General features: G+C 63.4%; 19 protein-coding genes. 14 read left to right on the top strand and 5 right to left on the bottom strand.

Features of this window, described 5'->3' with window-relative positions:
* The first annotated feature begins 79 nt into the window (after positions 1–79).
* Together AC1DD5_RS17465 and AC1DD5_RS17460 are read left to right on the top strand one after the other, a co-directional pair.
* A complete protein-coding gene (locus AC1DD5_RS17465) occupies positions 80–1,051 on the top strand; it encodes an aldo/keto reductase (protein ID WP_477522265.1) in 972 nt (323 codons plus the stop codon).
* A gap of 18 nt (positions 1,052–1,069) precedes the next feature.
* Positions 1,070–1,723, top strand: coding sequence for a 4'-phosphopantetheinyl transferase family protein (locus tag AC1DD5_RS17460; protein WP_477522264.1), 654 nt, complete (start codon positions 1,070–1,072; stop codon positions 1,721–1,723).
* Here the strand turns inward: AC1DD5_RS17460 and AC1DD5_RS17455 are convergent.
* The 4 genes from AC1DD5_RS17455 to AC1DD5_RS17440 all read right to left on the bottom strand — a co-directional run bounded on the left by AC1DD5_RS17455 (position 1,720) and on the right by AC1DD5_RS17440 (position 9,298).
* A complete protein-coding gene (locus AC1DD5_RS17455) occupies positions 1,720–3,063 on the bottom strand; it encodes a M1 family metallopeptidase (protein ID WP_477522263.1) in 1,344 nt (447 codons plus the stop codon). The genes AC1DD5_RS17460 and AC1DD5_RS17455 overlap by 4 nt on opposite strands.
* Before the next feature lie 13 nt (positions 3,064–3,076).
* Positions 3,077–7,033 (bottom strand): Pls/PosA family non-ribosomal peptide synthetase, encoded by a 3,957-nt coding sequence (locus AC1DD5_RS17450; RefSeq protein ID WP_477522262.1) that lies wholly within the window; start codon positions 7,031–7,033, stop codon positions 3,077–3,079.
* Between the two features lie 125 nt (positions 7,034–7,158).
* Complete coding sequence (locus AC1DD5_RS17445) at positions 7,159–8,124, bottom strand: quinone oxidoreductase family protein (RefSeq protein WP_477522261.1); 966 nt, start codon at positions 8,122–8,124, stop codon at positions 7,159–7,161.
* A gap of 85 nt (positions 8,125–8,209) precedes the next feature.
* On the bottom strand, positions 8,210–9,298 hold the full coding sequence (locus tag AC1DD5_RS17440; protein WP_431119551.1) for a fatty acid desaturase family protein: 1,089 nt from the start codon (positions 9,296–9,298) through the stop codon (positions 8,210–8,212).
* A 179-nt stretch (positions 9,299–9,477) separates the two neighbouring features.
* Between AC1DD5_RS17440 and argC the strand changes: the two genes are divergently transcribed.
* The 9 genes from argC (at position 9,478) to AC1DD5_RS17395 (ending at position 19,014) form a co-directional block, all read left to right on the top strand.
* Complete coding sequence (gene argC / locus AC1DD5_RS17435; protein ID WP_477519063.1) at positions 9,478–10,509, top strand: N-acetyl-gamma-glutamyl-phosphate reductase; 1,032 nt, start codon at positions 9,478–9,480, stop codon at positions 10,507–10,509.
* Entirely contained in the window at positions 10,506–11,672 is a 1,167-nt protein-coding gene (argJ, locus tag AC1DD5_RS17430; protein ID WP_477522260.1) for a bifunctional glutamate N-acetyltransferase/amino-acid acetyltransferase ArgJ, read from the top strand. The genes argC and argJ overlap by 4 nt, the downstream gene beginning before the upstream one ends.
* Positions 11,673–11,682: 10 nt before the next feature.
* A complete protein-coding gene (gene argB / locus AC1DD5_RS17425) occupies positions 11,683–12,642 on the top strand; it encodes an acetylglutamate kinase (RefSeq protein ID WP_442019251.1) in 960 nt (319 codons plus the stop codon).
* On the top strand, positions 12,639–13,913 hold the full coding sequence (locus AC1DD5_RS17420; RefSeq protein WP_442019252.1) for an acetylornithine transaminase: 1,275 nt from the start codon (positions 12,639–12,641) through the stop codon (positions 13,911–13,913). Before argB ends, AC1DD5_RS17420 begins: the two co-directional genes overlap by 4 nt.
* Entirely contained in the window at positions 13,910–14,917 is a 1,008-nt protein-coding gene (gene argF, locus AC1DD5_RS17415; protein ID WP_431119559.1) for an ornithine carbamoyltransferase, read from the top strand. The genes AC1DD5_RS17420 and argF overlap by 4 nt, the downstream gene beginning before the upstream one ends.
* Positions 14,917–15,453, top strand: coding sequence for an arginine repressor (locus AC1DD5_RS17410; RefSeq protein ID WP_442019253.1), 537 nt, complete (start codon positions 14,917–14,919; stop codon positions 15,451–15,453). Before argF ends, AC1DD5_RS17410 begins: the two co-directional genes overlap by 1 nt.
* A gap of 104 nt (positions 15,454–15,557) precedes the next feature.
* Positions 15,558–16,763 (top strand): argininosuccinate synthase, encoded by a 1,206-nt coding sequence (locus tag AC1DD5_RS17405; protein ID WP_442019254.1) that lies wholly within the window; start codon positions 15,558–15,560, stop codon positions 16,761–16,763.
* The gene (gene argH, locus AC1DD5_RS17400; protein WP_477522259.1) at positions 16,760–18,175 is read left to right on the top strand and encodes an argininosuccinate lyase; all 1,416 of its coding nucleotides are present in this window, start codon (positions 16,760–16,762) and stop codon (positions 18,173–18,175) included. Before AC1DD5_RS17405 ends, argH begins: the two co-directional genes overlap by 4 nt.
* Positions 18,176–18,276: 101 nt before the next feature.
* Positions 18,277–19,014, top strand: coding sequence for a maleylpyruvate isomerase family mycothiol-dependent enzyme (locus AC1DD5_RS17395; protein WP_477522258.1), 738 nt, complete (start codon positions 18,277–18,279; stop codon positions 19,012–19,014).
* A 195-nt stretch (positions 19,015–19,209) separates the two neighbouring features.
* On the opposite strand, the gene AC1DD5_RS17390 is transcribed toward AC1DD5_RS17395, so the two are convergent.
* A complete protein-coding gene (locus tag AC1DD5_RS17390; RefSeq protein WP_477522257.1) occupies positions 19,210–20,739 on the bottom strand; it encodes an AlkA N-terminal domain-containing protein in 1,530 nt (509 codons plus the stop codon).
* 82 nt (positions 20,740–20,821) lie between these two features.
* Here AC1DD5_RS17390 and AC1DD5_RS17385 point away from each other — a divergent pair, with 82 nt between their 5' ends.
* The 3 genes from AC1DD5_RS17385 (at position 20,822) to tyrS (ending at position 25,157) form a co-directional block, all read left to right on the top strand.
* On the top strand, positions 20,822–21,481 hold the full coding sequence (locus tag AC1DD5_RS17385) for a DNA-3-methyladenine glycosylase (RefSeq protein ID WP_477522256.1): 660 nt from the start codon (positions 20,822–20,824) through the stop codon (positions 21,479–21,481).
* A gap of 99 nt (positions 21,482–21,580) precedes the next feature.
* Positions 21,581–23,809 (top strand): HelD family protein, encoded by a 2,229-nt coding sequence (locus tag AC1DD5_RS17380; RefSeq protein ID WP_442005833.1) that lies wholly within the window; start codon positions 21,581–21,583, stop codon positions 23,807–23,809.
* 37 nt (positions 23,810–23,846) lie between these two features.
* Positions 23,847–25,157, top strand: coding sequence for a tyrosine--tRNA ligase (tyrS, locus tag AC1DD5_RS17375; protein ID WP_477522255.1), 1,311 nt, complete (start codon positions 23,847–23,849; stop codon positions 25,155–25,157).
* Positions 25,158–25,939 lie beyond the last annotated feature (782 nt).

Below are 25,939 nucleotides of genomic sequence, written 5' to 3'. Positions count from 1 at the left end.
GGCTCGTAGCCGTCAGGGACGTCCTGAACGATCGCTCCACGTCCCAGCCGGACCGAACTCGCAGATAGGAATCCTCAGGATGAAGTACTCTGTTCTCGGCCCGACCGGCGTGCGTGTGTCGCGCATCTGCGTGGGCACCGCGACCTTCGGCGTAGCACCGAGCGCACACGATGCTAATGGCGTTGTCCAAGCGGCCCTGGACCTGGCCATCAACTTCTTCGACACCGCAGACGTTTACGGCTCCACGCCGACATTCGACCGGCCTGGTGCCCCGCCTGCCTCGGAGCGGGCGTCGGCAGAGGAGATCCTTGGTCGAGCCCTCGCCGGTCATCGGGATGAGGTGGTGCTGGCCACGAAGTCGGGGGAGCGCCGCTTCGACCCGGATGCCGGTCTCTCGCGTCGGTACATCATCCAGCAGGTTGAGCAGAGTCTGCGCCGGTTGCGCACAGACCGCATTGACCTCTATTACGCCCATTTCCCTGATCCGAATACGCCGCTGGAGCAGACACTTGCTGTCTACGACGACCTGATCCGCCAGGGAAAGCTGCGCTACGTCGCACTGTCCAACCACCCAGCCTGGCAGATGACCGAGTCCCTGTGGATCGCCGATGACCGTCGGCTCGTCTCTGCTCCCGTGGCTGCGCAGGTGATGTACAACCTCCTGGACCGCAGCGTAGAGCGGGAGCTGAGCGCCGCGTGTGTGCGGTTCGGGGTGTCGATCGTCCCCTACGCGCCGCTGCACGGCGGCCTGCTCGCCGATCTGAGTGTTCTGGATCGCGAAATTGCGGGGGACAAGCGCTACGGTGGACCCGGATATTCGGAGTCCGAGATTGCCGTTGCCCGCAAGCTCGACCGTCTGGCCAGAGAATGGGGGCTCGGAATGCAGCAGGTGTCATTGGCGTGGCTGCTCTCCCGCCCGGCCGTGGCCTCGGTGATCGTCGGGGCCGAGACCGTCGACGAACTCCGCGCCAACGCCTCGGCAGCGGACCTCGAGCTCACGCCGGAGCAGCTGGATGCGGTCTCCGCGCTTACGGACGGGTCCACGTCCTGATCGGAAGGAACGGCGATAGTGCAAAGCCCTGTGCTTGAGCTCCAGAAGCTCGCCGACGTTCCCGTTCCGGACTCTGCCGTTCAGGAGCTCTGGCTGGCTGCCATGGAACGCGCACAGCGGTTCGCCAGCACCAAGGCTCGGGAAGAATTCGTCGCCGGCCGGGTTGCCCTGCACCGCTTCGCGGCCTCGCTCCTTGGGGTAAGCCCCAACCGGCTGAACCCCGACTATCACTGCCCTCAGTGCGGTCAAGGACAGGACCACGGTCGTCCCGGTTTCATGCTCGACGGCGCCGCCGCACCTCTTGCGCTGAGCGCATCCAAGGCGCAGGGCTGGGTGCTGCTGGCCGGCGTCGTGAATCCGACGCCCGGCCTCCGGCTGGGAGTGGACCTTGAAGCGACTGATCAAGCAGCGTTCGTGGGCTTTGACGATGTCGCCTTGACCGAAGGCGAGAAGCATTTCCTGGCGTCCATCCCGGATAATCAGCGGGCCGGGCAGCGTGCCCAGCTCTGGGCGCGCAAGGAGGCCTGGCTGAAGATGACCGGGGAAGGCCTTCGAAGGAACCCGGCGAAGGTGGATGTGCTGGAGCGTCCGGGCTTGCGGGACCTGAACAGCAGCGGCGATGCGGGCATTGATCTGCCGGAAGGTTTCGTCGCCGCCTTGGCAGTGGGCTAAAGAGGCGACGCTAGTGGAGGAAGTGCCGCCTCGTAGAGCCATGGCCGAAGGATGCCCCCGGCATCCAACCCTGGAATGAAAGAATCGGCGGCATCAATGAATGTCGCCGTGGAAATGGATCCGTGCCGGTTCCGCTCCGTCCAATGCTGCAGGAGCCCGAAGAACGCTTCGTCCCCGACTGCCAGGCGGACGGCGTGGAGGGCAAGGGCGCCGCGCTTGTACACGCGATCATCGAACATCAGCTCCGGACCGGGGTCGCCAACCAGCAGGTCCTGTGGCCCGGCGTCGAGCTTTTTCCAAGCGGCCAAGGCACGTGCCGCGACTGGCATGGTTTCGGACTCCTCGGACCACAGCCACTCGGCGTAGCACGCGAACCCCTCGTGGAGCCAGATGTCTTTCCAGTTGCTGGCAGTCAGGGAGTTACCAAACCACTGGTGAGACAACTCATGGGCGATCAATCGTTGGGCCTCCCACGTGCCGCGCATGTGATTGCGGCCAAAAATGGAGACGGTCTGTGCCTCCAGCGGGATTTCCAACTCATCTTCGGTGACAACCGAGGTGTAATCGCTGAACGGATAGGGGCCGAAGCAGTCCTCAAACGTCTTCATCATGTCCGGCTGGCGTTGAAGCCCCTGGCGGGCGTCGCCAGCCATGTCCGCAGTGACCGCGGCGAACTGCGGGACCCGATGATGGGTGTCTGCAGGGTTGAGCGGGATCATCACGTAACGGCCGATCTGCAGTGTGGCGAGATATGTGGCCATGGGCTCGGAATGTTCGTAGACCCAGGTCTCGCGGCTTGATTTTCGTGATCGGGACACCAGCTGGCCGTTGCACACCGGTCGGTAATTGTCATCCGTGGTCACCGAGATCCGGAACGAGGATTTGCTGCGGGGATGATCGTTGCAAGGAAACCACGACGCTGCGCCGTTCGGCTGGCCGGCCACCAGGACGCCGTCGTTCAGTTCTTCCCAACCGACTTCGCCCCACAAGCCGCGTCGCGGTTGCGGGTTGCCCTCGTAGCGGATCTCAAGGACAAACGGCTGACCAGTCTTCAAGGGGGACGAAGTGGTGACCACAAGGTGTTCGGCTCGTTGGCTGAACTTTTGGACCTTCCTGCCATCCACCTGGATTTTGGATGCCCGAAGGCCCACCAGATCCAGGACTATCTGGGCAGCAGGCTCCAAGGCAGTGCAGCGGAGGATCGCTTTTCCGATCAGCTTGTTACTGCCGAGCCTGACATCGAGATCCAACTCATACCGATCCACACGGTAGCTCGTGCTGCCGTGGTCCAGGGTATAGGGGTCAGCAGGGGTCACAAGTTTGGTGATCGGTTCCGTCATGATCTGCCCCAATCTACTTGAGTCGGGCGGCCCGTGCTGCCGGACCCTCCCAAGGACTCACCGGATTTCCCATCCAGTATGTTCCGGCCGGCACGGTTTCGCCGCGCATGACCAACGACGCCGGCCCGACAGTTCCGCCGTTCCCGATGCTGGCCGCGGGGAGGATGACGCCGTGTGGTCCCATCGTCGCACCATTTCCCAACGTGACCGTATCCAAGCTCATGACCCTGTCGTGGAAGAGGTGTGTTTGGACAACGCAGCCCCGGTTGACGGTGGAGTTCTCCCCAAGTGTCACGAGGTCAGCCTCGGGAAGCCAATAGCTTTCACACCACGTTCCCCGCCCAATTTTCGCCCCGAGGCCGCGAAGCCACCACACCAGGGCCGGCGTGCCCGCTGCCGAACGGGCGAACCACGGTGCGCTCACCATCTCGATGAAGGTGTCCACTACCTCGTTCCGCCAAATGAACGAACTCCACAGTGGGTGTTCGCCGGCCCGGATGGCACCCACCAGGACCCACTTGGCAATGATGGAACTGAACGCGGCCACGGCACCGGCTGCCAGAACCACAACACCGCCCAGCAGGGCCGCTATCCCGTAACCCCAACCACGGGCAATCCAATCCAAGGCCAACATCACGCTGGCTGCGATGGCGACCGTGAGGATGACCGGGACAGGCCGGCATGCCTCCCACAGTGCTCTGGCTACCTTGAGTTTCAGGGGCGGCTGGAACGTCCGGGTCTGGTCGGCGTCGACGGCGGTCCGGCGCAGTCTGACAGGCGGGCTGCCGAGCCAGGAGGTCCCTGACTTCGCTTTTGCAGGCGTTGCCGAGAGCACCGCCACGAGTGAATTCTTGGGCACATTCCGTCCAGCTGCCGTCATGCCCGAGTTGCCCAGGAATGAGCGTTTTCCGATTTTGGCAGGGGCGATCCTCATCCAGCCGCCGCCGAGTTCATAGGACGCCACCATGGTGTCGTCTGCGAGGAAAGCACCATCGCCGATGGTGGTCATCCTGGGCACCAACAGCACAGTTGATGCTTCCACGTTCTTGCCCACTTTGGCCCCCAGCAGGCGTAGCCACAGTGGAGTGAAGAGGCTTGCGTATATGGGGAAGAGCAGGTCCCTCGCCATGTCCAGCAACCGCTCAGTGGCCCAAACCTGCCAGCCAATGCGGCTTCGGACCCGGTAATAGCCTTCCTTCAAGCCCAAGCCAAGGAGCCGCGCCACGGCCAGGATGAGGATGAGGTTGCCGAAGAACCAGACGAGGGCTGCGAGAGGCAGTGCAAGTGCAATCCGGGGGACTGCAGTCTCCAGGGAGTCATGGCCTTGGATGAAAGCAAGGACCACCATGGCGCCTGCGAACGCTGAAATGTAAGGGATCAATGCCAGCAATGCCGACGCAGCAGCGAAGGCGGAGAACCAGAGCCGGTCCATCAGGGAACGCCGGTTGCTGGGCTCAGGCCAGTCGTGTTTTGCTTTTCCGCGGCGTCCGGCCGGGGAACCGGCCACGAGGTGCCCGGCCTTCACCTTGCCCAGCACGGCAGACCCTGCTTCGACGTGTGCGCCTGCGCCGATGGTGGCACCGGGCATGAGCGTACTTCGGGAGCCCACCACGGCTCCAGCGCCAACATGGATTTGCCCTATGTGGACAGAATCGCCGTCCACCCACCAGCCGGAGAGATCCACCTCCGGCTCAATGTTGGCGCCAGTTCCCAAGGACAGTAGACCAGTTACCGGCGGCAAAGAATGCAGATGGACGTCCCTTCCAATCTTCGCGCCGAGGGCCCGTGCGTAGTATGGAACGAACGGTGCGCTGGCCAGACCAATGGCACCGGAGAGGTCCTGTATTTGCTCAGCCAGCCAAAGCCGCAGGTGCGTCTTGCCGGAGCGGGGATATGTTCCTGGCTCAACCTTGCCCAACAGCATGCGGGCAGCCACCACGGAGATCGCCATCCGGCCGAGCGGACTGACGAAGACCAGCCAGGATGCCCCGATCCACCACCAGGAAACAACGGGGGCCGCAGTGAACCCAGCGAAATCGGCCAACAGCCTGTTGGCAGCCATAAGGTAGGTCAACCACCGCATCCCGACCAGGATGTGCAGCGGTACGCCCATGAGCACCTGGAAGACCTGCGACTTAAACGCAGTGGGCCGTACGGTGCGCTCCGCAGCGGGACCGGGCATGCCGCCGTCGGGAAGTGACTGCCGCGCAGTATCTATGAGTGCCCCCACCCGCGGTGTCGCGTAGATGTCCGCCACGGTGATGATCGGGTAGCGAACGCGCAATGCGGAAACAAGCTGTGCGGCCGCCAGTGAACCGCCACCGTACGCGAAGAAGTCCGCGTCGAGGGAGCTCACAGGGCTGCCGAGGACCGATTCCCACTGCTCCACAATCCATCGGGCGTCGTCCGGCAAATTCAGCGGTGCTTTGCCGGCCTCCTTGGCCCCGGCCCCGGCAAGAGGCCACGGAAGCGCGCGACGATCCACTTTGCCGCTGGTCTTTGTCGGCAGCGAATCAACAACCGTCAGCAGGGGGATCAATGCTGCCGGCAGGCTCTCGCCCAACTGTCTGCGTGCCTCGTCCAGGTCCAGTACGTAGCCCTCGGTGGGCGCCAGGTAGCCGACAAGAATTTGGTTACCTGCCGCTGTCGTTTGCACCGCGGCGGCCGCACCTCCCACCCCAAGCAGCGACTGCAGTGCGGCATCGACCTCGCCAAGTTCGATCCGTCGGCCACCTAGCTTGACCTGTTCATCGGCCCTCCCGATGAAGACCAGCCCCTCGGCTTCGAAGCGCACAAGGTCCCCGGACCGGTAGGCGCGTTCCCAGCCCAGGGTCGGCATGGCCGCATACTTCTCAGCGTCCTTGCCGGGATCCAGGTATCGGGCCAGTCCGACTCCGCCGATGATTAGTTCCCCAATATCGCTTTCGGCCACGGGAACGCCGGCGGAATCGACGACGGCGAGGTCCCAGCCGTCCAGCGGCAGTCCGATCCGAACGGGGCCGGGTCCGCCCAAGGGCGCCGCGCAGGCCACCACCGTAGCCTCGGTGGGCCCGTAGGTGTTCCAGACTTCACGACCGTCGACGGCGAGCCGTTCGGCAAGTTCAGGCGGGCAGGCCTCCCCACCGAAGATGAGGAGACGCACATTCTCGAGGGCTTCGACTGGCCATAAGGCAGCGAGGGTGGGCACTGTGGAAACAACGGTGATGCCGTGGTTGATGAGCCATGGGCCCAGATCCATGCCGGTCCGGACAAGGGCGCGCGGAGCCGGTACCAGGCAGGCGCCGTGCCGCCAGGCCAGCCACATCTCCTCGCAGGAAGCATCGAACGCAACCGATAGGCCTGCCAAGACTCTGTCCTGCGGTCCGATCGGGTCGGATTGAAGGAAGAGACGGGCTTCGGCGTCCACGAAAGCGGCCGAGGAACGATGAGTGACGGCTACACCCTTCGGCGTACCCGTGGAACCCGAGGTGAAGATGATCCATGAGTCGTCATCCAGTCCGGGTTTCTGCGGCTCAGTCACAGGCTGCCTTGCCTCGCCTGCCAGGTCAAGGGCCAGACCGGCGCCAACCACACCGCCAGCCTTTGCTTCGCCGAAAACCAGCCTGGCGCGCTCGTCGGGGTCGTCCGCATCAACTGGGACGTACGCTGCTCCGGCCATGAGGATTCCCAGGATGGCGATGTAGAGATCGCTGGTGCCGGATGAGACGCGGACGCCGATCTTGTCCCCTCGACCAAGACCAGCGGCGTTCAGGGTCCGCGCGAACGCTCGGACTGCTCCCAGGAGTTCGGTGTAACTCAGTGACTTCCGGCCATCGTCCAGCGCCGAGGATTCCGGAAAAGCTGCCGCAGTCGTCTCGAGGATATCCACCAGGGTCCGCTGGGCCGGTGCTGCAGAAGCCCCCGGAAATTGGGGGCGATAGGTAGCCAAGGCAGGTGTGTTCCCGGCCACGGCAGAATGTTCTGTGCTCACGCAGTCAGCTTTTCCCAGAAAGGTGAACAAAAGGTGTCGGACGCTTCCTGCCCGTCACGGTTTGTTGCACAGATGTTCGCTTAGCGGTCATAGCTGAACCGCCCAGTGGAGGTTGAGCGGGGCGACTACGGAAGCAGGAGGACTTTTCCTGTGGTGAGGCGCCCTTCAAGGTCCCGGTGCGCCTGTGCCGCTTCGGCCAGGGGGTAGGTAGCGCCGACGCGAACCGCCAGCGTACCGTTCGCTGCGGCTTCAAAGATCTCAGCTGAACGCCAACGCCGCTCGTGCCTGTTCTGGACGAAATGGCCCATCGTGGGGCGCGTCAACGACAGGGACCCGCCGGAGTTCAGTCGTTGGGGATCGAACGGGGGGACGGGCCCTGAAGCGGCGCCGAAGAGCACCATCGTCCCCCTGATGCGCAGGCTTCGGAGGGAGTCGTCGAATGTATCCTTGCCCACGCCGTCGTACACCACGTTCACGCCCTCGCCGTCGGTAAGCTCGCGGACCCTGTCCGCGAAGCCTTCATAGCGCAGGACTTCGTCGGCGCCGGCGAGCTTGGAGAGGTCGGCCTTTTCATCGGAAGAAACGGTGGTGATGACCCGTGCCCCCCTTGCCTTCAGGAGTTGGGTCAGCAGCAGCCCCACACCGCCGGCTCCCGCGTGCAGCAGCACCGTGTGCCCGGGTTCCACGCGGAAGGAGGAGTTCATGAGGTAGTGGGCGGTAATTCCTTGCAAGGGCAGGGCGGCGGCAGTGTGATCATCGACGCCGGCCGGCACGGGTAGCGCCTTCTCAGCTTCCACAATCGCGTAGTCAGCGTACGTCCTGGAGCCTTCGGCCGTGGCAATCCTGTCGCCTACCGCAAAGTCCTCCACACCCTCACCGATTGCTTCGATCGTACCGGCCGCTTCCGCGCCCGGGGTGAAGGGGTAGTGAACCTTGTAGGTGCCGCTGCGCTGGTAGGTTTCGATGAAATTGACCCCGGCAGCTGCGACTTTGATCAGCAGCTGCCCGGGACCTGGTACTGGTGGCTCCACGGAGGCATATTCGAGGACTTCAGGTCCTCCGGGCTCGTTGGCAACAATGGCGTGCGTCATGGTGGCTCCTTACTCCGGGGCGGTCCTTCCGGTGCCCGGTTCCAGGATCCATCCTATGAAGGATGCCGCCTTTGGTTGCGGAGGCCTAGAAGCGTCCGTGCGTCGAAGCGACGGGGCAGTCGAAGCCACGTCCAGCTGCCAGGCCTACCTCGTTGAGGTAGCTGACCACTATTCCATAGGACTGAATCAGCGTGGTTTCCGTGTAGGGGATGGAGTGCTTCGTGCAGAATTCGCGGACGATTCCGGCGGCCTTGTGAAGGTGGGGCCGGGCCATGTCAGGGAACAAGTGGTGTTCTACCTGGCGGTTCAGTCCGCCCAGCAGGAAGTCCATGAAGCGTCCGCCCGAGATGTTTCGCGAGGTGAGGATCTGGCGGTTGAGGAAGTCGACGCGGCTGTCCTTGGGAAGGACCGGCATGCCCTTGTGGTTGGGAGCAAAGGAAGCGCCCATGTAGAAGCCGTAGACCATGATCTGGACGCCGAGGAACGCAAACGCCATACCAATCGGGAGGAACGTGAAGGCAAGGACCGGAAGAGCGGTAAGACGCGCAACCAGGATAGGCGTCTCCACCCAGCGATGGCGTACCTTCTGCTTGCCGAAGATAAAGCGAAGCGAGTCGAATTGCAGGCTCAGGCCAAGGAGTGTCAGGAGCGGAAAGAAGAACCATCCCTGTTTCTTGGTCAGGAAGGCCAGGCGTCCCTTGCGTTCGGCGGCTGCATCTTCGTAGAAGACCAGCGCGTTGTTCCGGATGTCGGGGTCCTTGGAAATGACGTTGGGATGGTTGTGGTGGGCACCGTGCTTTTGCTCCCACCAGGAGTAGCTGATGCCTGCGATTCCTGTTGCCAGGAGGCGGGCCGACCAATCGTTGGCACGACGCGAGGCAAAGATCTGCTTGTGCCCGGCCTCGTGGGCCAGGAAGCTCAACTGTGTACAGAAGATACCCACGGCGGCAGCGATCAGGAGCTGAAACCAGGAATCACCCAAGAGGGCGAAGCCTGTCCAGGTGGCGGCCATGAGGATCATGAGGGCTACGAAGAGCCAGATGTAGAACCCGCTGCGCCGTTCGAGGAGACCGGCAGCTTTCACGCTCTTGAGGAGCTCCGAATAGCTTTGGACAACGGGGTTTGGCTGAATTGCGCGTGTTTTGGGGCGCTCAGCGGTGGACGTGGGTGCCATATATGTGCCCCGTATCGCTAACGGGCAACGCTGCAGCCGACGTTCGGACTGCACGGTCTGGATCACCCTCCACTAAGCATACGCTGTCGGCACTAACGTATTGTGACGCCGTGCACTTGCCAGAAGACGGCATGCATAAATATCGGCAACCATGAATAGTTTTGCTGTACAGTGTAGCTATGACTATTTCTGTTGCCGTCTCCGGTGCCAGCGGCTACGCCGGGGGAGAAGTGCTGCGCCTGCTTGCAGGCCATCCGAACGTCACTATCGGTGCTATCACTGCGCACAGCAACGCCGGTTCCAGACTAGGGGAGTTGCAGCCTCATCTCCACGGTTTGGCCAGCCGGATTCTGGAAGACACCACGGTGGAGAACCTGTCCGGGCATGATGTCGTCTTCCTGGCACTCCCGCACGGCGCTTCTGCAGAGATCGCTGCCCAATTGCCGGAAGGCACAGTGGTCATCGACGCCGGTGCGGACCACCGCCTGCAGGATGCGGCTGCATGGGAAAAGTTTTACGGCTCGGCCCACGCTGGCACCTGGCCGTATGGGCTCCCGGAACTGCCGGGACAGCGCGACGCGCTCAAGGGCGCCAAGCGCATCGCCGTTCCTGGTTGCTACCCGACGTCGGCCCTGCTCGCCTTGACGCCCGGGTTCGCCAACAATCTCCTCCTGACGGACGACGTCGTGATTGTCTCGGCCTCTGGTACCTCCGGTGCCGGCAAGGCGGCAAAGGTCAACCTGATCGGCTCCGAGGTCATGGGTTCCATGAGCCCTTACGGTGTTGGCGGCGGTCATCGGCACACGCCGGAAATCGAGCAGGGATTGTCCAACGCCGCCGGCGAGCCGGTGACAGTGTCCTTCACTCCCACTCTCGCGCCGATGAGCCGTGGCATTCTCACCACGGCCACGGCAAAAGTTGGTCACGGCGTTACTTATGCAGAACTGCGCCAAGCCTGGGCGGACTCCTATGACGACGAACCGTTCGTCCACCTGCTGCCTGAAGGCCACTGGCCCACGACCAAGTCGGTGCAGGGTTCCAACCATGCCGTCATGCAGGTGGCTTTTGATCAGCACGCTGGCCGTGTGATCGTGACGTGCGCCATCGATAACCTGACCAAAGGAACCGCCGGCGGAGCCGTGCAGTCCATGAACATTGCCCTCGGCCTGGACGAAACCGCCGGCCTTAACCTGCAGGGAGTTGCACCGTGACCATTACCGCACCCAAGGGATTCCGGGCTTCCGGCGTCAAAGCCGGCATCAAGGCATCCGGCAACCCGGACCTGGCCCTGGTGGTCAACGACGGCCCCCAAAAGTCCGCTGCTGCTGTCTTCACCTCAAACCGCGTGGCCGCTGCTCCGGTTCACTGGTCACGCCAGGTGGTCAGCGACGGACGTGTTGACGCAGTGGTCCTGAACTCAGGGGGCGCCAACGCCTGCACTGGTCCGCAGGGATTCCAGAACACGCACGCCACGGCCGAGAAAGTGGCAGAAGTGCTGGGAGTCTCAGCTTCCGACGTCGTGGTTTGCTCCACTGGCCTGATTGGTGAGCAACTGCCCATGGACAAGATCCTTCCGGGCGTTGAGGCCGCATTCGGCGAGCTGTCCGCAGACGGAGGTTCGGCTGCTGCAACAGCCATCATGACGACGGACAGCGTGTCCAAGGAAGCTGTCTTCACAGGCACTGATGCTGAGGGCAAGCAATTCACCGTTGGCGGCATCGCCAAGGGTGCCGGCATGCTGGCCCCTGGCCTGGCAACGATGCTGGTTGTCCTCACCACCGATGCCGAGGTACCGGCGGACGAGCTCGACGTCGTCCTCCGCGATGCCGCGCGGGTAACCTTTGACCGCGCCGACTCCGACGGCTGTATGTCCACCAACGACACCGTGGTGCTGCTGGCATCAGGTGCCTCGGAAGCTTTGCCTTCAGCGGAGCAGCTGAGCGAGGCCATCACGAAGGTCTGCGCCGAGTTGGCCCGGAAGCTCATCGGCGACGCCGAAGGTGCCAGCCACGATATCGCCATTCGTACCTTCAATGCAGCAAGCGAAGGCGATGCCGAGATCGTTAGCCGCGCCGTTGCACGCTCCAACCTCTTCAAAGCCGCCATTTTCGGCAAGGACCCCAACTGGGGCCGCGTGCTCTCCGCCGTGGGCACCACCGACGCCATATTCGAGCCGGACCAGCTCAACGTGTCCATGAACGGCGTGCAGATCTGCCGCAACGGCAGCATCGGCGACGACCGCAACCTCGTTGACCTGGAACCACGTGAAGTACTCGTTGACATCGACCTTCAGGCCGGCAACGCCGAGGCAACCATCTGGACAAATGACCTCACGCACGACTACGTGCATGAGAACAGCGCATACTCGAGCTGAGCGGATGACTATGACTGCGCATACCCGGGAAACCACCTCCACGAGTCACGTTTCGGCGGAAGCGGCCCAGGACAAAGCGGGCACCCTGATCGAGGCACTGCCGTGGATCCAGCGTTTTGCCGGCACCACCATGGTGATCAAGTATGGCGGCAACGCCATGGTCAACGATGACCTTCGCCGCGCCTTCGCCGAGGACATCGTGTTCCTCCACCACGTGGGCATCCACCCTGTAGTGGTCCACGGCGGCGGCCCCCAGATCAACTCCATGCTGGGCAGGCTTGGCATTGAGTCCGAGTTCAAGGGTGGACTGCGTGTCACCACTCCGGAAGCCATGGACGTGGTGCGGATGGTCCTCACAGGTCAGGTGGGACGCGAACTGGTCGGCTTGATCAACTCCCATGGTCCTTACGCCGTTGGCATGTCCGGCGAGGATGGCGGCCTGTTGCGCGCAGTCCGCACGGGCACCGTGGTGGACGGCGAGGAAGTTGACCTCGGCCTGGTGGGCGAAGTCGTAGGCGTGGACCCCGCCGGGATCAAGGACATCCTCGACGCCGGTCGCATCCCGGTGATCTCGACGGTCGCCCCGGAAATCCTCGACGACGGGAACGGTTCCGGTCCCACTACCGGCCAGGTCCTGAACGTCAACGCAGACACGGCGGCCGCAGCTGTCGCATCGGCGTTGGGCGCCACCAAGCTCGTCATCCTGACCGACGTCGAGGGGCTCTACGCGAACTGGCCGGACAAATCATCGCTGATCTCTTCGCTGACCGCGTCCGAACTCCGCGAGATGCTACCCAAGCTCGAGTCCGGAATGATCCCGAAGATGGCCGCGTGCCTGAAGGCTATCGACGAAGGCGTGGAACGCGCGCACATCGTGGATGGCCGCCTGCCGCACTCGATGCTGCTGGAAACTTTCACCACCGCCGGCATCGGCACGCAAGTTGTTCCCGACGAGGAAGTGAACGCATGAGCACCGAACTGAGCCATACCGCTATCGCTGCGGAGGCTGCCGCAACCGCGCTCGTTTCCCAGAGCTCAGGCGCTGACTGGCTGGCCCGCTACTCGTCATCCCTTATGGGTGTCTTCGGCACACCGCAGCGGGTCCTCGTCCGCGGTGCGGGTTGCCTCGTGTGGGACGCCGACGGGAAGGAGTACCTGGACCTCCTGGGCGGCATTGCCGTGAACGCCCTGGGCCACGCCCACCCGTTCGTCACCTCAGTCATTTCCAGCCAGCTCGCCACGCTTGGACACGTGTCCAACTTCTTTACGAGCCCCACGCAGATCGCCCTGGCTGAAAAGCTCCTGGCCATCACCAACGCTCCTGCCGGTTCCAAGGTTTTCTTTGCCAACTCCGGCACGGAAGCCAACGAGGCAGCGTTCAAGCTGGCCCGCCGGAACAGCGACGCCAAGCGGACCAAGATCATCGCGCTTGAGGGGGCTTTCCATGGCCGCACCATGGGCGCCCTCGCACTCACGGCGAAAGAAGCTTACCGGACACCGTTCGAGCCCCTGCCCGGCGGCGTGGTCCACATCCCGTTCGGTGACATCGAAGCCCTGCGCTCCGCCGTCGACGAATCCACAGCAGCCGTCTTCCTGGAACCAATCCAAGGCGAAGCGGGTGTCCGGCCGCTGAGCGCCGAATACCTGCAGGCGGCACGTGAAGCCACTACGGCGGCTGGCGCCTTGTTGATTTTGGACGAGGTCCAGACAGGCATTGGCCGGACCGGCAAATGGCTCGCCAGCGAGGATGCGGGCATCGTTCCCGATGCCATCACGCTTGCCAAGGGACTTGGTGGCGGGTTCCCCATTGGTGCGCTGATCACCCTCGGCAGCACGACGTCGGCCCTGCTCACCGCCGGACAGCACGGAACCACTTTCGGTGGAAACCCGGTGGCCACGGCCGCCGCTCTTGCCACGCTGCACGCGATCGAGAGCCAGGGTGTGCTGCAGAACGTACTGGCAGTCGGCGCTCATCTTCGCAAGGGACTGGCCGCCATCGAGGCTGTCACTGAAGTTCGCGGCGAGGGCCTGTTAATCGGGTTCGATGTGAACGCCGACGTCGCACCCGCCATGGTTACCGCAGCGTTGGATGCCGGCTTCATCATCAACAGCCCGGGCCCGCGGACCATCCGCCTCGCGCCGCCGCTGATCCTGACCATCGATCAAGCGGACCGTTTCCTGGACGCTCTTCCCACCCTGATCGCTACGGCTACAGCCACCACCGCTAAGGACGCACAGTGACTACACCCACCACCACCCGTCACTTCCTCAAGGACACGGACCTGAGCCCGGCCGAGCAGGCCGAGGTCCTTGAGCTCGCTGCCCGCATGAAGGCGGCGCCCTACAGCGTCCAGCCCTTCGCAGCCGATGGCAACGGACGCAAGACCGTCGCTGTCATCTTCGACAAAACCTCCACCCGCACCCGTGTTTCCTTCGCCACCGGCATCGCGGACATGGGAGGCAACGCCCTCATCATCAATCCCGGTGAAGCACAGATCGGTCACAAGGAATCCGTGGAGGACACTGCGAAGGTCCTGGAGCGCATGGTCTCCACCATCGTGTGGCGGACCGGGGCCCACTCCGGCCTCGTGGCCATGGCGGAAAACTCGAAGGTGCCCGTCATCAATGCCCTCTGCGACGACTACCACCCCTGCCAGCTCCTCGCCGACCTTCTGGCGGTCAAGGAGCACAAAGGTGAACTGAAGGGCCTGAGCATGGCCTACCTCGGTGATGCGGCCAATAACATGGCCAATTCGTACCTTTTGGCTGGCGTTACGGCTGGCATGCACGTCCGAATTTCCGGGCCCGAAGGCTATCTGCCAGCAGCCGACATCGTCGCTGCCGCAGAAGAGCGTGCCGCTGAGACCGGTGGTTCGGTGCTCATTACGAGCGATGCCGCGGAAGCCCTTAAGGGCGCCGACGTCGTGGCTACAGACACCTGGGTGTCAATGGGCCAGGAAGCCGAGAAGGAAGCCCGGATGCAGTTGTTCCGCGACTACTCCGTCGATGAGGCAGCCATGGCGCAGGCCGCACCCGACGCCGTCGTGCTTCACTGCCTTCCGGCATACCGCGGCTATGAGATTTCCGCTGGGGTTATTGACGGCCCGCAGTCCATCGTCTGGGACGAGGCGGAGAACCGCCTCCACGCCCAGAAGGCGCTGATGGCCTGGCTGATGCACCGCTCGGGGCTTGCTTTTGTCGATGGCCTTTCACCTGTTGAAGGTACCGGGGAGAGCACGTTCTAGTGTCCACGAATCCGTCGGTTCCGGGCGCCAGCCCGGCCACCAAGACTGCCCGACAGGCGCGTATTACCGCGATCCTGACGGGTGAGTCCGTGCGTTCCCAGGCAGAGCTTGCAGCCCTGCTGGCGGACGACGGCGTTCAGGTCACCCAAGCCACGCTGTCCCGCGACCTTGTGGAACTGGGCGCGGTCCGGGTCAGGGGCAAGGAAGGCGCCCTGGTCTATGCCGTTCCGGGGGAGGGTGGGGACCGCAACGCCAAGAGCGGCGTCACTCAGGAAATCCTGGATGCGCGGCTGACCCGGCTATGCGGTGAACTGTTGGTCACCGCCGAGGCCTCGGGCAACATTGTGGTCCTGCGAACACCTCCGGGGGCCGCGAACTTCCTGGCACTGGCCATCGACCACTCCGTAATGCCGTCGGTATTGGGTACGATCGCAGGCGACGACACACTGCTGTTGGTTGCCAGGGATCCCGGCGGCGGGGCGGAACTCGCGGCTCGCTTCCTCCAGTTGGCCGAGGAAGCCGGACCCGGAAACTAACCGCCGTGGACGCGGCCCATGACTTTCACAGCATTGATTCACACAGCATTGATTCACACAGCATTGATTTCAAATGAACCAAGCAACAACAAAGGAGCACTCTCGTGACTGAGCGCATTGTTCTGGCCTACTCCGGTGGCCTTGATACGTCCGTAGCCATTGGCTGGATCGGTGAAGCAACCGGCGCCGAGGTCATCGCTGTGGCCGTCGACGTCGGACAGGGCGGCGAGTCCCTGGAGACCATCCGCCAGCGCGCCCTGGGTTGCGGCGCCGTCGAGGCTTACGTGGCCGACGCCCGCGACGAATTCGCCAACGAGTACGCCATGCCCACGCTGAAGGCCAACGCCCTCTACCAGGGCCACTACCCGCTGGTTTCCGCTATCTCGCGTCCGGTCATCGTAAAGCACCTCGTGAAGGCAGCCCGCGAATTCGGTGCCACCACCGTTGCCCACGGCTGCACCGGCAAGGGCAACGACCAGGTCCGCTTCGAAGTTGGCATCCAGACCCTCGGCCCGGACCTTAAGTGCATCGCACCGGTCCGCGACCTCGCCCTGACCCGCGACAAGGCCATCGCCTTCGCCGAGGAAAAGGGACTGCCGATCGAGACCACCAAGAAGAACCCGTACTCGATCGACCAGAACGTCTGGGGACGCGCCGTCGAGACCGGTTACCTCGAGGACATCTGGAACGCTCCCACCAAGGACATCTACGACTACACCGCCACCCCGGAATTCCCGCCGGCACCGGATGAGGTCACCATTTCCTTCCAGGCTGGCGTACCGGTAGCGATCGACGGCGTCAAGGTCACCCCGTTGCAGGCAATCCAGGAACTGAACCGCCGTGCAGGCGCCCAGGGTGTTGGCCGCATCGACGTCGTCGAGGACCGCCTGGTGGGCATCAAGTCCCGCGAAATCTACGAAGCACCCGGTGCCATGGCGCTTATCACCGCGCACAAGCACCTCGAGGACATCACCATCGAGCGCGAGCAGGCCCGTTTCAAGGCCACCGTTGGCCAGCGCTGGGCAGAGCTGGTCTACGACGGCCAGTGGTTCTCCCCGCTCAAGCGCTCCCTGGACGCCTTCATCGAGGACACCCAGCGGTACGTTTCCGGCGACATCCGGATGGTCCTCCACGGCGGGCAGGCAATCGTCAACGGTCGTCGCTCCGAGACCTCGCTGTACGACTTCGACCTCGCCACCTACGACACCGGCGACACCTTCGACCAGTCCATGGCACGGGGCTTCATCGAGCTGTGGGGCATGTCCTCCAAGGTTGCCTCGGGCCGCGACCTGCGGGTTGCCGGCGAATGACAAGCGCCACAAACGAAGGTGCACTGTGGGGCGGCCGGTTCGCCGGCGGCCCCGCGGATGCGCTGGCAGCATTGAGCAAGTCCACGCACTTTGACTGGCGGCTGGCCCGCTATGACATCGCCGGCTCCAAGGCGCACGCCCGTGTGCTGGCCAAGGCCGGTCTGCTGGACGACGCCGAGCTTGAAGGCATGCTCGCCGCCCTCACCCAGCTGGACGAGGACGTCGCGAGCGGCGCCTACCTGCCGGCCGAGAGCGACGAGGACGTTCACGGATCACTGGAACGTGGCCTGATCGAGCGTGCCGGAACCCAGTTGGGCGGCAAGCTTCGTGCCGGCCGGTCCCGCAACGACCAAGTGGCAACGCTCGGCCGGATGTTCCTGCGCGATCATGCAAGGATCATTGCCAGCGGTGTCCTTGCCACGATTGATGCCCTTGTTGACCAGGCCCAGGCACACCAAGGTGTGGCCATGCCTGGCCGGACCCACCTGCAGCATGCCCAGCCGGTATTGCTGAGCCATCACCTCCTTGCCCACGCGTGGGCATTGCTGCGCGATGTGCAGCGCCTCCAGGACTGGGACAAGCGTGCCGGCGTTTCGCCATACGGTTCGGGTGCCCTGGCAGGTTCGTCGTTGGGACTGGACCCAGAGGCCGTTGCAGCTGATCTTGGCTTCTTCTCGGCTGTCCATAACTCGATCGATGGCACCGCCTCCCGCGATGTCTTCGCCGAGTTCGCATGGGTCTGCTCCATGATTGGCGTTGATCTGTCCCGGATCTCCGAGGAAGTCATCTTCTGGGCAACCAAGGAATTCTCCTTCGTGACCCTGCACGACTCGTACTCCACTGGGTCCTCGATCATGCCGCAGAAGAAGAACCCGGACGTTGCCGAGCTCGCGCGCGGCAAGGCAGGACGCCTCATCGGCAACCTGACCGGACTGCTGGCAACGCTCAAGGGCCTGCCGCTCGCGTACAACCGCGATCTTCAGGAGGACAAGGAACCGGTGTTCGACGCCGCCGACACCCTGGAGCTGTTGCTTCCGGCCGTGTCCGGCATGATCGCGACCCTGAAGTTCAACACCGAGCGCATGGAGTCCCTGGCTCCCCAGGGCTTTGCGCTGGCCACGGACATCGCAGAATGGCTCGTCCGCCAGGGCGTTCCCTTCCGTGAAGCACACGAGCTTTCAGGTGCTGCAGTCAAGCAGGCCGAAGGCCGTGGGGTTGAGCTGTGGGACCTGACGGATGAAGAATATTCAGCGATCTCGGAGCACCTGACTCCCGAGGTCCGCAGCGTGCTGAGCACTGAGGGTTCGCTCAACAGTCGCAACTCCCAGGGCGGAACAGCACCGGCCGCCGTCGAACGCCAAATGGTGGCGCTCAAAGCAGAACTGGACGCAGCGCGCAGCTACGCCGGCTGAACCGTTTCGCCAGTGAAACCACGACGGGACGGCACCCCGCAGGCAGGCTTCCAGGCCGGTCTGCCACGGGATGCCGTCCCGCTGTGCGTTAACATGGCGCTATGACCGCAATCACAGCTGAGACGCTGCCCGCAGAGCTTCACAAAGCCGCTGACGTCGTCACCCGTATCCTTGCCAAACTCGAGGACGCTTCGATCCCGGAACCGTCCGAACTCCCGGACTGGACCCGCGGCCATGTTCTGGCCCACCTTGCCGGAATTGCGAATGCCATGGCCCGGCAACTGGAATTCGCGCGGCGTGGCGAAAGCATCGAACTGTATGACGGGGGAGTTGCGGGCCGCACCAAAGCGATCGAACTTGCCGCCGGGCACAGCCTTCAGGAACACAAGCAGTCCGTGGAAACGGCCTTGGCGCGGGCCCTCTCTGCTTTCGATGCCTTGGGACCAGATGATTGGCAAGCCCGCATCAGCTACAGGAACGGAACAGTCCTCGACGGCGGTCTGGCGCTCTGGCGGGAACTCGTCATCCACGCTTCGGACGTGGGTTTGGGCTACGGCCCGGAAACCTGGAGCCGCCCCTTCTGCGAACACCTGTTCACTTTCCTCGAAGCACGCGTTCCCGAGACGTACAAATTTGTCCTGCAGCCCACGGGCCTGCCCCAGCAAGTTATTGGCCACGGCACCACATCAATTGCCATTACGGGCATGCTCACGGACATTGCTGCATGGCTCGCCGGCCGCGAACCGAGCCTGGGAAGCCTGCGCGCCACCGCGGCTGCCGACGGCGTCGACTTGCCCGAGCTGCTCCCATGGCCCGCCGCCGCTCCCGCCGCCCGCTAGCGATCCTCTCTCACGTCCTGACCGGTTTGGGCCGATCTTCTCTCACGTCCTGACCGCCGATCCTCTCTCACGTCCTGACCGGTTTGGGCCGATGCTCTCTCACGTCCTGACCGGTTTGGGCCGATCTTCTCTCACGTCCTGCGGCTTTTGGGGCGATCTTCTCTCACGTCCTGCGGCTTTTGGGGCGATCTTCTCTCACGTCCTGACCGGTTTGGGCAGACGCTCTCTCACGTCCTGACGCTTTTCGGCCGATGTGTCCTTGGGCTTTGCTGCCGCCCGCCACAAGTGCATGGTGGCGTAGGACCGCCAAGGGCTCACTTCCCGGAAGTCAGAGCTCAGGCCAGCGCCAGGCGGGAGGACTCTCAACCCGTTTCGAACTGCCGCGTCATTGCCCAGGAAAACGTCCGGCGCTCCGAGCACCCGCATGGCGACGTACCCTACAGTCCACGGCCCAACTCCTGGCAACGGCAGCAGCTTGCGCTCCAGCGCGTCAACGTCGTCGCCGTAGCCAAACTCAAGGGCTCCGGTGGCCATTGCTTCGGCCGCAGCAACGACGGACTCGATGCGACGCTGAGGTCCCCGCAGCAACTCGCGTCCGTGTTCGGCGATTTCAGCCGGCGTCGGAAACTGCCGCTCCAGCCCGGGGGTGGGGGTCTCGGCGAGGGAGCCAACAACGGACAACTGTGTCAGTGCTGTTCGAGCGGCAGCAACGGTGATTTGCTGACCAATCATTGCCCTGACCAGCAATTCCTGGGGGTCCACTGCTCCCGGCACACGAATTCCGGGAATCGTCGCGACACTTCCCGTGAGTCGGGGGTCCGTTCCCAGTGCTTCGTCGATTGCCTGCGGGTCCGCGTCCAGGTCGAATAACCTCCGGACGCGGCTCAACAATGCAGGAAGGTCGTGCAGATCTACAGCGGTGGCCGTCAACTGCAAGGGCTTGCCCGGCGTCGAGGGGCTGTAGACCACGGAGAAAGAGGCACTGCCTCGAGGGAGGCGGAGCGTGCGGCCATAGCTCCTGGTTCCGTGGGCTGCGGTACGCGCCACTTCAATTCCGGGCACCGCACGGACGGCCAGGAAGTCGAAGATGCCTGGATCGAATGGTTCCCTGTAGGGCAGGTTAAGTGTTAGAGCAGTAGGCGCGACAGCACCCCGGCGAACGCCGGACCTCGCTCCCGTGGCACGCAACGCCGTCGGGGTCATCGCAAAAACCTCGCCGATTGTGTCGTTGAATTGCCGCACGCTGTTGAACCCCGAGGCGAAGGCGACGTCGGCGAAGAGCATGTTCGTTGAGACCAACAGCGTCCTGGCTGTCTGCGCCCTGCTGGCCCGTGCCAGCGACAGGGGGCCTGCGCCCAGCTCATGGCTGAGGATCCGGTTGAGCTGGCGCGCCGAGTAGCCCAGCCGTTGCGCCAGGCCGTCGACCCCCTCGCGGGTGATCACGCCGTCGTTGATCAAACGCATTGCACGGCCGGCGATGTCAGAGCGGATGTTCCAAGCGGGCGTGCCGGGAACGGCTTCAGGGAGGCATCGCTTGCAGGCGCGGTACCCGGCTTCGTGGGCAGCGGCTGAGGTCTCGTAGAACGTGACGTTCTCTGCCTTCGGCGTCCGGGCGGGGCAGGATGGCCGGCAGTAGATACCAGTCGAGCTGACAGCCGTGAAGAATTGTCCGTCGAAACGGGTGTCGCGGGCGTCGATTGCCCTGTAGCGCTGCCAGAAGTCCATTCCTTCATCCTGTCAGGAGTCCACGTCCGCTGCTAGCGGAAATCGGACATGGCCGTTCCACGATTTTTGCTAGGGTCTGGGCATGAGCTCGTCCATCGAGAAGGGAGTCAGCAATCCCGAAAAAGTGCGTAAGTTCCTTGAGGGCGACCCCCGTGTTATCGCTCCACTAATTCTTGGCGCCGTGCTCACCCACCACTCCGAAGCCGGTCCGGTCGCGGTCAGACTCACCGAAGTGGAGGCGTATATGGGCCCACGCGATTCCGAACACCCCGATCCCGGGTCACATACCTTCGGCGGTCCCACGGCCCGGAACGCGCCCATGTTTGGACCGCCGGGATTCCTGTACGTCTACTTCACTTACGGCATGCACTACTGCGCCAACATCGTCTGCGGTCCCGAGGGTTCACCGTCCGCGCTGCTCTTGCGGGCAGGCGAGATTGTAGAAGGGGAGGGGCTTGCCACTCTACGCAGGCCCGCCTCCAAAACGCACAAGGACCTGGCCAGTGGACCGGCGCGCTTGGCATCGGCGCTGGGACTCACGACGGCGGACACCGGCCGTGACGCGCTCGCCTCACCGTTCAGTCTCTGGTTGCCTACGACGCCCGCAGCGGCCGTGGCCAGCGGACCGCGGGTTGGAGTGGCCGGCCCCGGTGGAAGTACGGACTATCCCTGGCGCTTTTGGATCGAAGATGACCCGACCGTCTCACGGTACAAAGCGGCGCGGCCACGCAACCGGGCGTGAGCTTCGGCTCTTGGTCCGCCATATGACCTGCACCCCACGCGTTTACCAAAATCGCTGTAGAATGGACGGTCTGTCTTTTGCGATAGGGGTTACGGTTCGATGCACGACGCTGATTTGGTCCACGAGCAGGAATACGTTGCTGGGCTATATGCCCGGCTCGATGAGCTGCGCGAAGAAAAGCGCGCCCAGCTGGCGCAGGTGCGCAAGGCCGGTGCAGTGGGAACCATGCAAAACGTGTCCGAACGTGACGCGTTCGCCGCGCTGTATGAGGACCGCCTTGCCCAGCTCGACGCCGTCGATGACCGTCTGGTTTTCGGCCGCCTGGATCTGGACTCGGGTGAGGCTCAGTACATTGGCCGCATCGGGTTGTCTACGGCCGATCTCCAGAGGCTCATGGTTGACTGGCGCGCGCCCGAAGCCGGCCACTTCTACCAGGCCACCGCTTTCGACCGCCAAGGTGTGCGCCGCCGTCGGCACCTGATCCTGCAAGGCCGCGACGTGAAGGCGATCGAGGACGATGTCCTGGATGCCGGGATGCTCGCGGACAACGATTCCCTGCAGGGCGAAGGCGCGCTCCTCGCGGCCTTGAACTCCAAGCGCACGGGCCGCATGTCGGACATCGTTGGGACCATCCAGTCCGAACAGGACAGGATCATCCGTTCCTCGATCTCGGGCGCGCTCGTCGTGCAAGGTGGTCCGGGGACGGGTAAGACCGCAGTGGCACTGCACCGCGCCGCCTACCTGCTGTACACGCACCGTGATCGCCTCAAGAGTGCCGGCGTGCTGCTGGTGGGACCGTCGTCGTCGTTCATGCACTACATCGAGCGTGTGCTGCCGTCGCTGGGCGAGACCGGCGTCGTCATGGCCAGTCTTGGCCGACTCATGCCCGGAATCCACGCTGTTCCCGAGGAAGATCCCGACGTCGCAGCCCTCAAGGGCAAGCTCGACATGGCCACGGTGGTGGCCAACGCTGTAGCGAACCGGCAGCGCACGCCTGCAGAAGACCGCATTCTCGAAGTGGATTCCCGCAAGCTGACGCTGACCGTCCGACAGGTCCGCCGGGCGCGGGAAAAGGCCCGGGCCACCGGCAAACCCCACAATGAAGCCCGGCTGACGTTCGTCAAGATCCTCCTCCGTGAGCTCACGGAGCAACTGACGGACCTCGTCGAGGAATCGAACATCGGCAATAACGCCGATCGCGCCTACCTCGCCGAAGACGTCCGGTCTGCCCGGGACGTCCGTATCGCCTTGAACCTGTGCTGGATGCCGATGACGCCCGAGAAGCTGATCTCGGAGCTCTTCAGCAAGCCCGCCATCCTGGAAGCCTGCACGCCGCACCTCACACCGGAACAGCGGTCGCTCCTGCAGCGGCCCGTCGATGCTCCCTGGACCGAGGCTGACGTGCCGCTCCTGGACGAAGCTGCTGAGCTCCTGGGTGAGTTGGACCCTGCTGCGGGCAGGGGACTGGCCCAGCAGGAAGCCGACCGCGCCCGCGATCTCGCCAACGCCAAGCAGACCCTGGCCAACATGGAAGCCATGGGCGTGGACGTCCTGGTGAGCGCCGAAGAACTGGCAGACCAGAACCAGGAACGCGAGAATCGGCTCACCGCAGCCGAGCGCGCCACGAGCGACCGTTCCTGGGCTTTCGGCCACATCGTGGTTGATGAGGCACAGGAACTTTCGGCCATGCAGTGGCGGCTCCTCGTGCGTCGCTGCCCGCTGAAGTCGTTCACAATCGTGGGGGACATCGCCCAAACGAGTGCCGCGGCCGGCGCCAATTCGTGGCAAAGCGCGCTGGCGCCGTCGTTCGGTGACCGCTGGCAGCTCGAAGAGCTCACCGTCAACTACCGCACGCCATCCCAGATCGCGGAAGCCGCTGTCCGGATGGCCAACCGTGCAGGCCTGGTGGTCTCAGCTCCGAAGGCCGTGCGCGAAGGCAAATGGTGGCCCATTGTGGACCGCGTCGAAGCGGACGGAATTGTTTCCCGCCTGGTCGAGGTCCTGCCTGAGGAAGTGGAAGCAATCGACGGCGGCCTGCTGGCTGTGATCGCCGACGGCCCACTGCTGCCGCAGGCGGCTGCTGCGCTGCGTGAGATCTACGGCCGCCGCATCGGCTCGGGAGCCGGAAGCTACGAGCAGGACATCGTGGTCATCAGTCCCAAGGAGGCGAAGGGCCTGGAATTTGACGGCGTCATTGTCCTGGAACCAGCCGCCATGCTCAATCATGAGCACGGCAAGGTGGGCGACCTCTACGTCGCTATGACCCGACCCACGCAGCGGCTCAGGCTCATCGCCGCCGCACCGCTGCCTGCCGGCATTGAACGCTAGGAAAAGCAGGTTCAACAATCCTGCTAACTTAGAACTCGTGTCACACGTAAACAACATCGAGTCCCAGCACAACGATCCCGCCTTTGCCAACATCTGGCAGGAGCTCAAATGGCGCGGCCTTGTCCACGTTTCCACCGATGAAACGGAACTGGAAAAGCTGCTCGCCGGGGACCCGATCACGTATTACTGTGGCTTCGACCCCACCGCCCCGTCCCTCCACCTGGGTAACCTGGTGCAGCTCCTCCTGATGCGTCGATTGCAGCTGGCCGGCCACAAGCCGCTCGGCCTGGTTGGCGGGTCCACGGGCCTGATCGGCGATCCGCGTCCGACGGCGGAACGCACCTTGAACACCAAAGACACAGTTGCGGAGTGGGTCGGCTACCTTCAGGGCCAGGTGCGCCGTTTCCTCAGTTTTGAGGGCGACAACGCGGCGCGCATGGTCAACAACCTGGACTGGACGGCGCCGCTGAGCGCCATCGACTTCCTGCGTGAAATCGGTAAGCACTTCCGGGTGGGCACCATGCTGCGCAAGGATGCTGTCGCGTCGCGGTTGAGCTCCGACGAGGGCATCAGCTACACCGAGTTCAGCTACCAGATCCTCCAGGGGATGGATTACCTCCAACTGTTCCGCGACTACGGCTGTGCACTTCAGACCGGGGGGTCGGACCAGTGGGGCAACCTCACCAGCGGTACCGAACTCATCCGTAAGGTGGAGGGCAAGAGCGTCCACGCCCTGGGTACGCCCCTCATCACCAACTCGGATGGCACCAAGTTCGGCAAGAGCGAGGGCAACGCCATCTGGCTGGACCCCGAAATGTGCAGCCCGTACGCGTTCTACCAGTTCTGGTTGAACACGGCCGATGCCGATGTTGTCGATCGGCTAAAGGTCTTCACCTTCCTTTCACGTGCAGAAATTGAGGAGCTTGGCCAGTCTGTTGCTGAGCGCCCGTTTTCCCGCGAAGGCCAGAAGAAGCTTGCATTCGAAGTGACCTCATTGGTGCACGGGATCGATGCGACCGAGAAGGTCATCGCCGCCTCCGCGGCGCTCTTCGGCAACGGCGACCTCACCGTCCTGGACGAGCACACCCTGGAATCAGCGACGGCGGAACTTCCGTCCGCGAAGATCAGCGCCGACGGTCTGGGCATCATTGACTTGCTCGTGGCCTCCGGTTTGTCCGACAGCAAGTCGGCAGCCCGCCGGACCGTGGGGGAGGGTGGCGCCTACGTGAACAACACAAAGGTGTCCGATCCCGATGCCGTCATCGCCCTAGACGAGCTCCTGCATGGCCGCTACCTGCTCCTTCGCAGGGGCAAGAAGAACCTGGCGACCATTGAGGTTTCAGCCTAGGTTTTCTCAGTAGTTCAGTTCCGAAAGGGCCGGTAACCGTTATGGTTGCCGGCCTTTTCTGTGTTTGATTTGCCGCCCCCTCCGGTTGTTCTCTCACATCGTCGTTGTTTTTGAGCGTCCTTCTCTCACGTCCGGACGTGTTTTGGGGTTTGTTCTCTCATGTTGTGTCGGCTTTTGGGTTGGCGGGGTTCGGAATGTTCGACGGCGGTTGCTGGGCTGGGTGCCGCGGCTGTCTGGGGCGGGGGGGCTTTGGTTGGTGTGATGGGCCTCACGGAAGTTGTTTTGGTGCTTCCGGGCTGTTTCTGAGCCGTGGATGGTGTTGTTTGGCGTGTGTTTGCGGGGTTTTTGGGGGTGTGGGGGTTGATTTGTGTCGGGGCTGGTGGGCGTGTAATGTCTTCTGAGTCGCCGCGAGTGAGACAGCCTGGTGCTGGGAACTGCGGGGGCCAACCCCTTTGATAACAGCCTGGAATATGGTGCGCTTTTGGGCGTGCCGGCAACGGGTGGGGCCGATGCGGCGGGATCGAAAATCGCGGAAACGTTGATTTGCATGGATCCGGTTGATCGGGTAAGTTTGAAAAGTTGCTCCGGAGCGATCCTGTGGCCCTGTTAGGGGTTTTGGTGGTGCCGGTTAGTGTCTGTTGTTTGAGAACTCAATAGTGTGCCAAGTTTGTTGATGCCGATTGTTTTATTGATTGGTTGAAATTATGGCCAGGCCGTTGCGCACCCCCGTGTGTGGTGGTTTGGTTTTCAGCTGGTTTCGAATTTTGTGCAGCCGTGCCTGT

This window comes from Paenarthrobacter sp. 10L420, assembly GCF_056395385.1.
The sequence above is the reverse complement of the archived record's forward strand: the minus strand, read 5'-3'. Positions and strand labels throughout refer to the sequence as shown.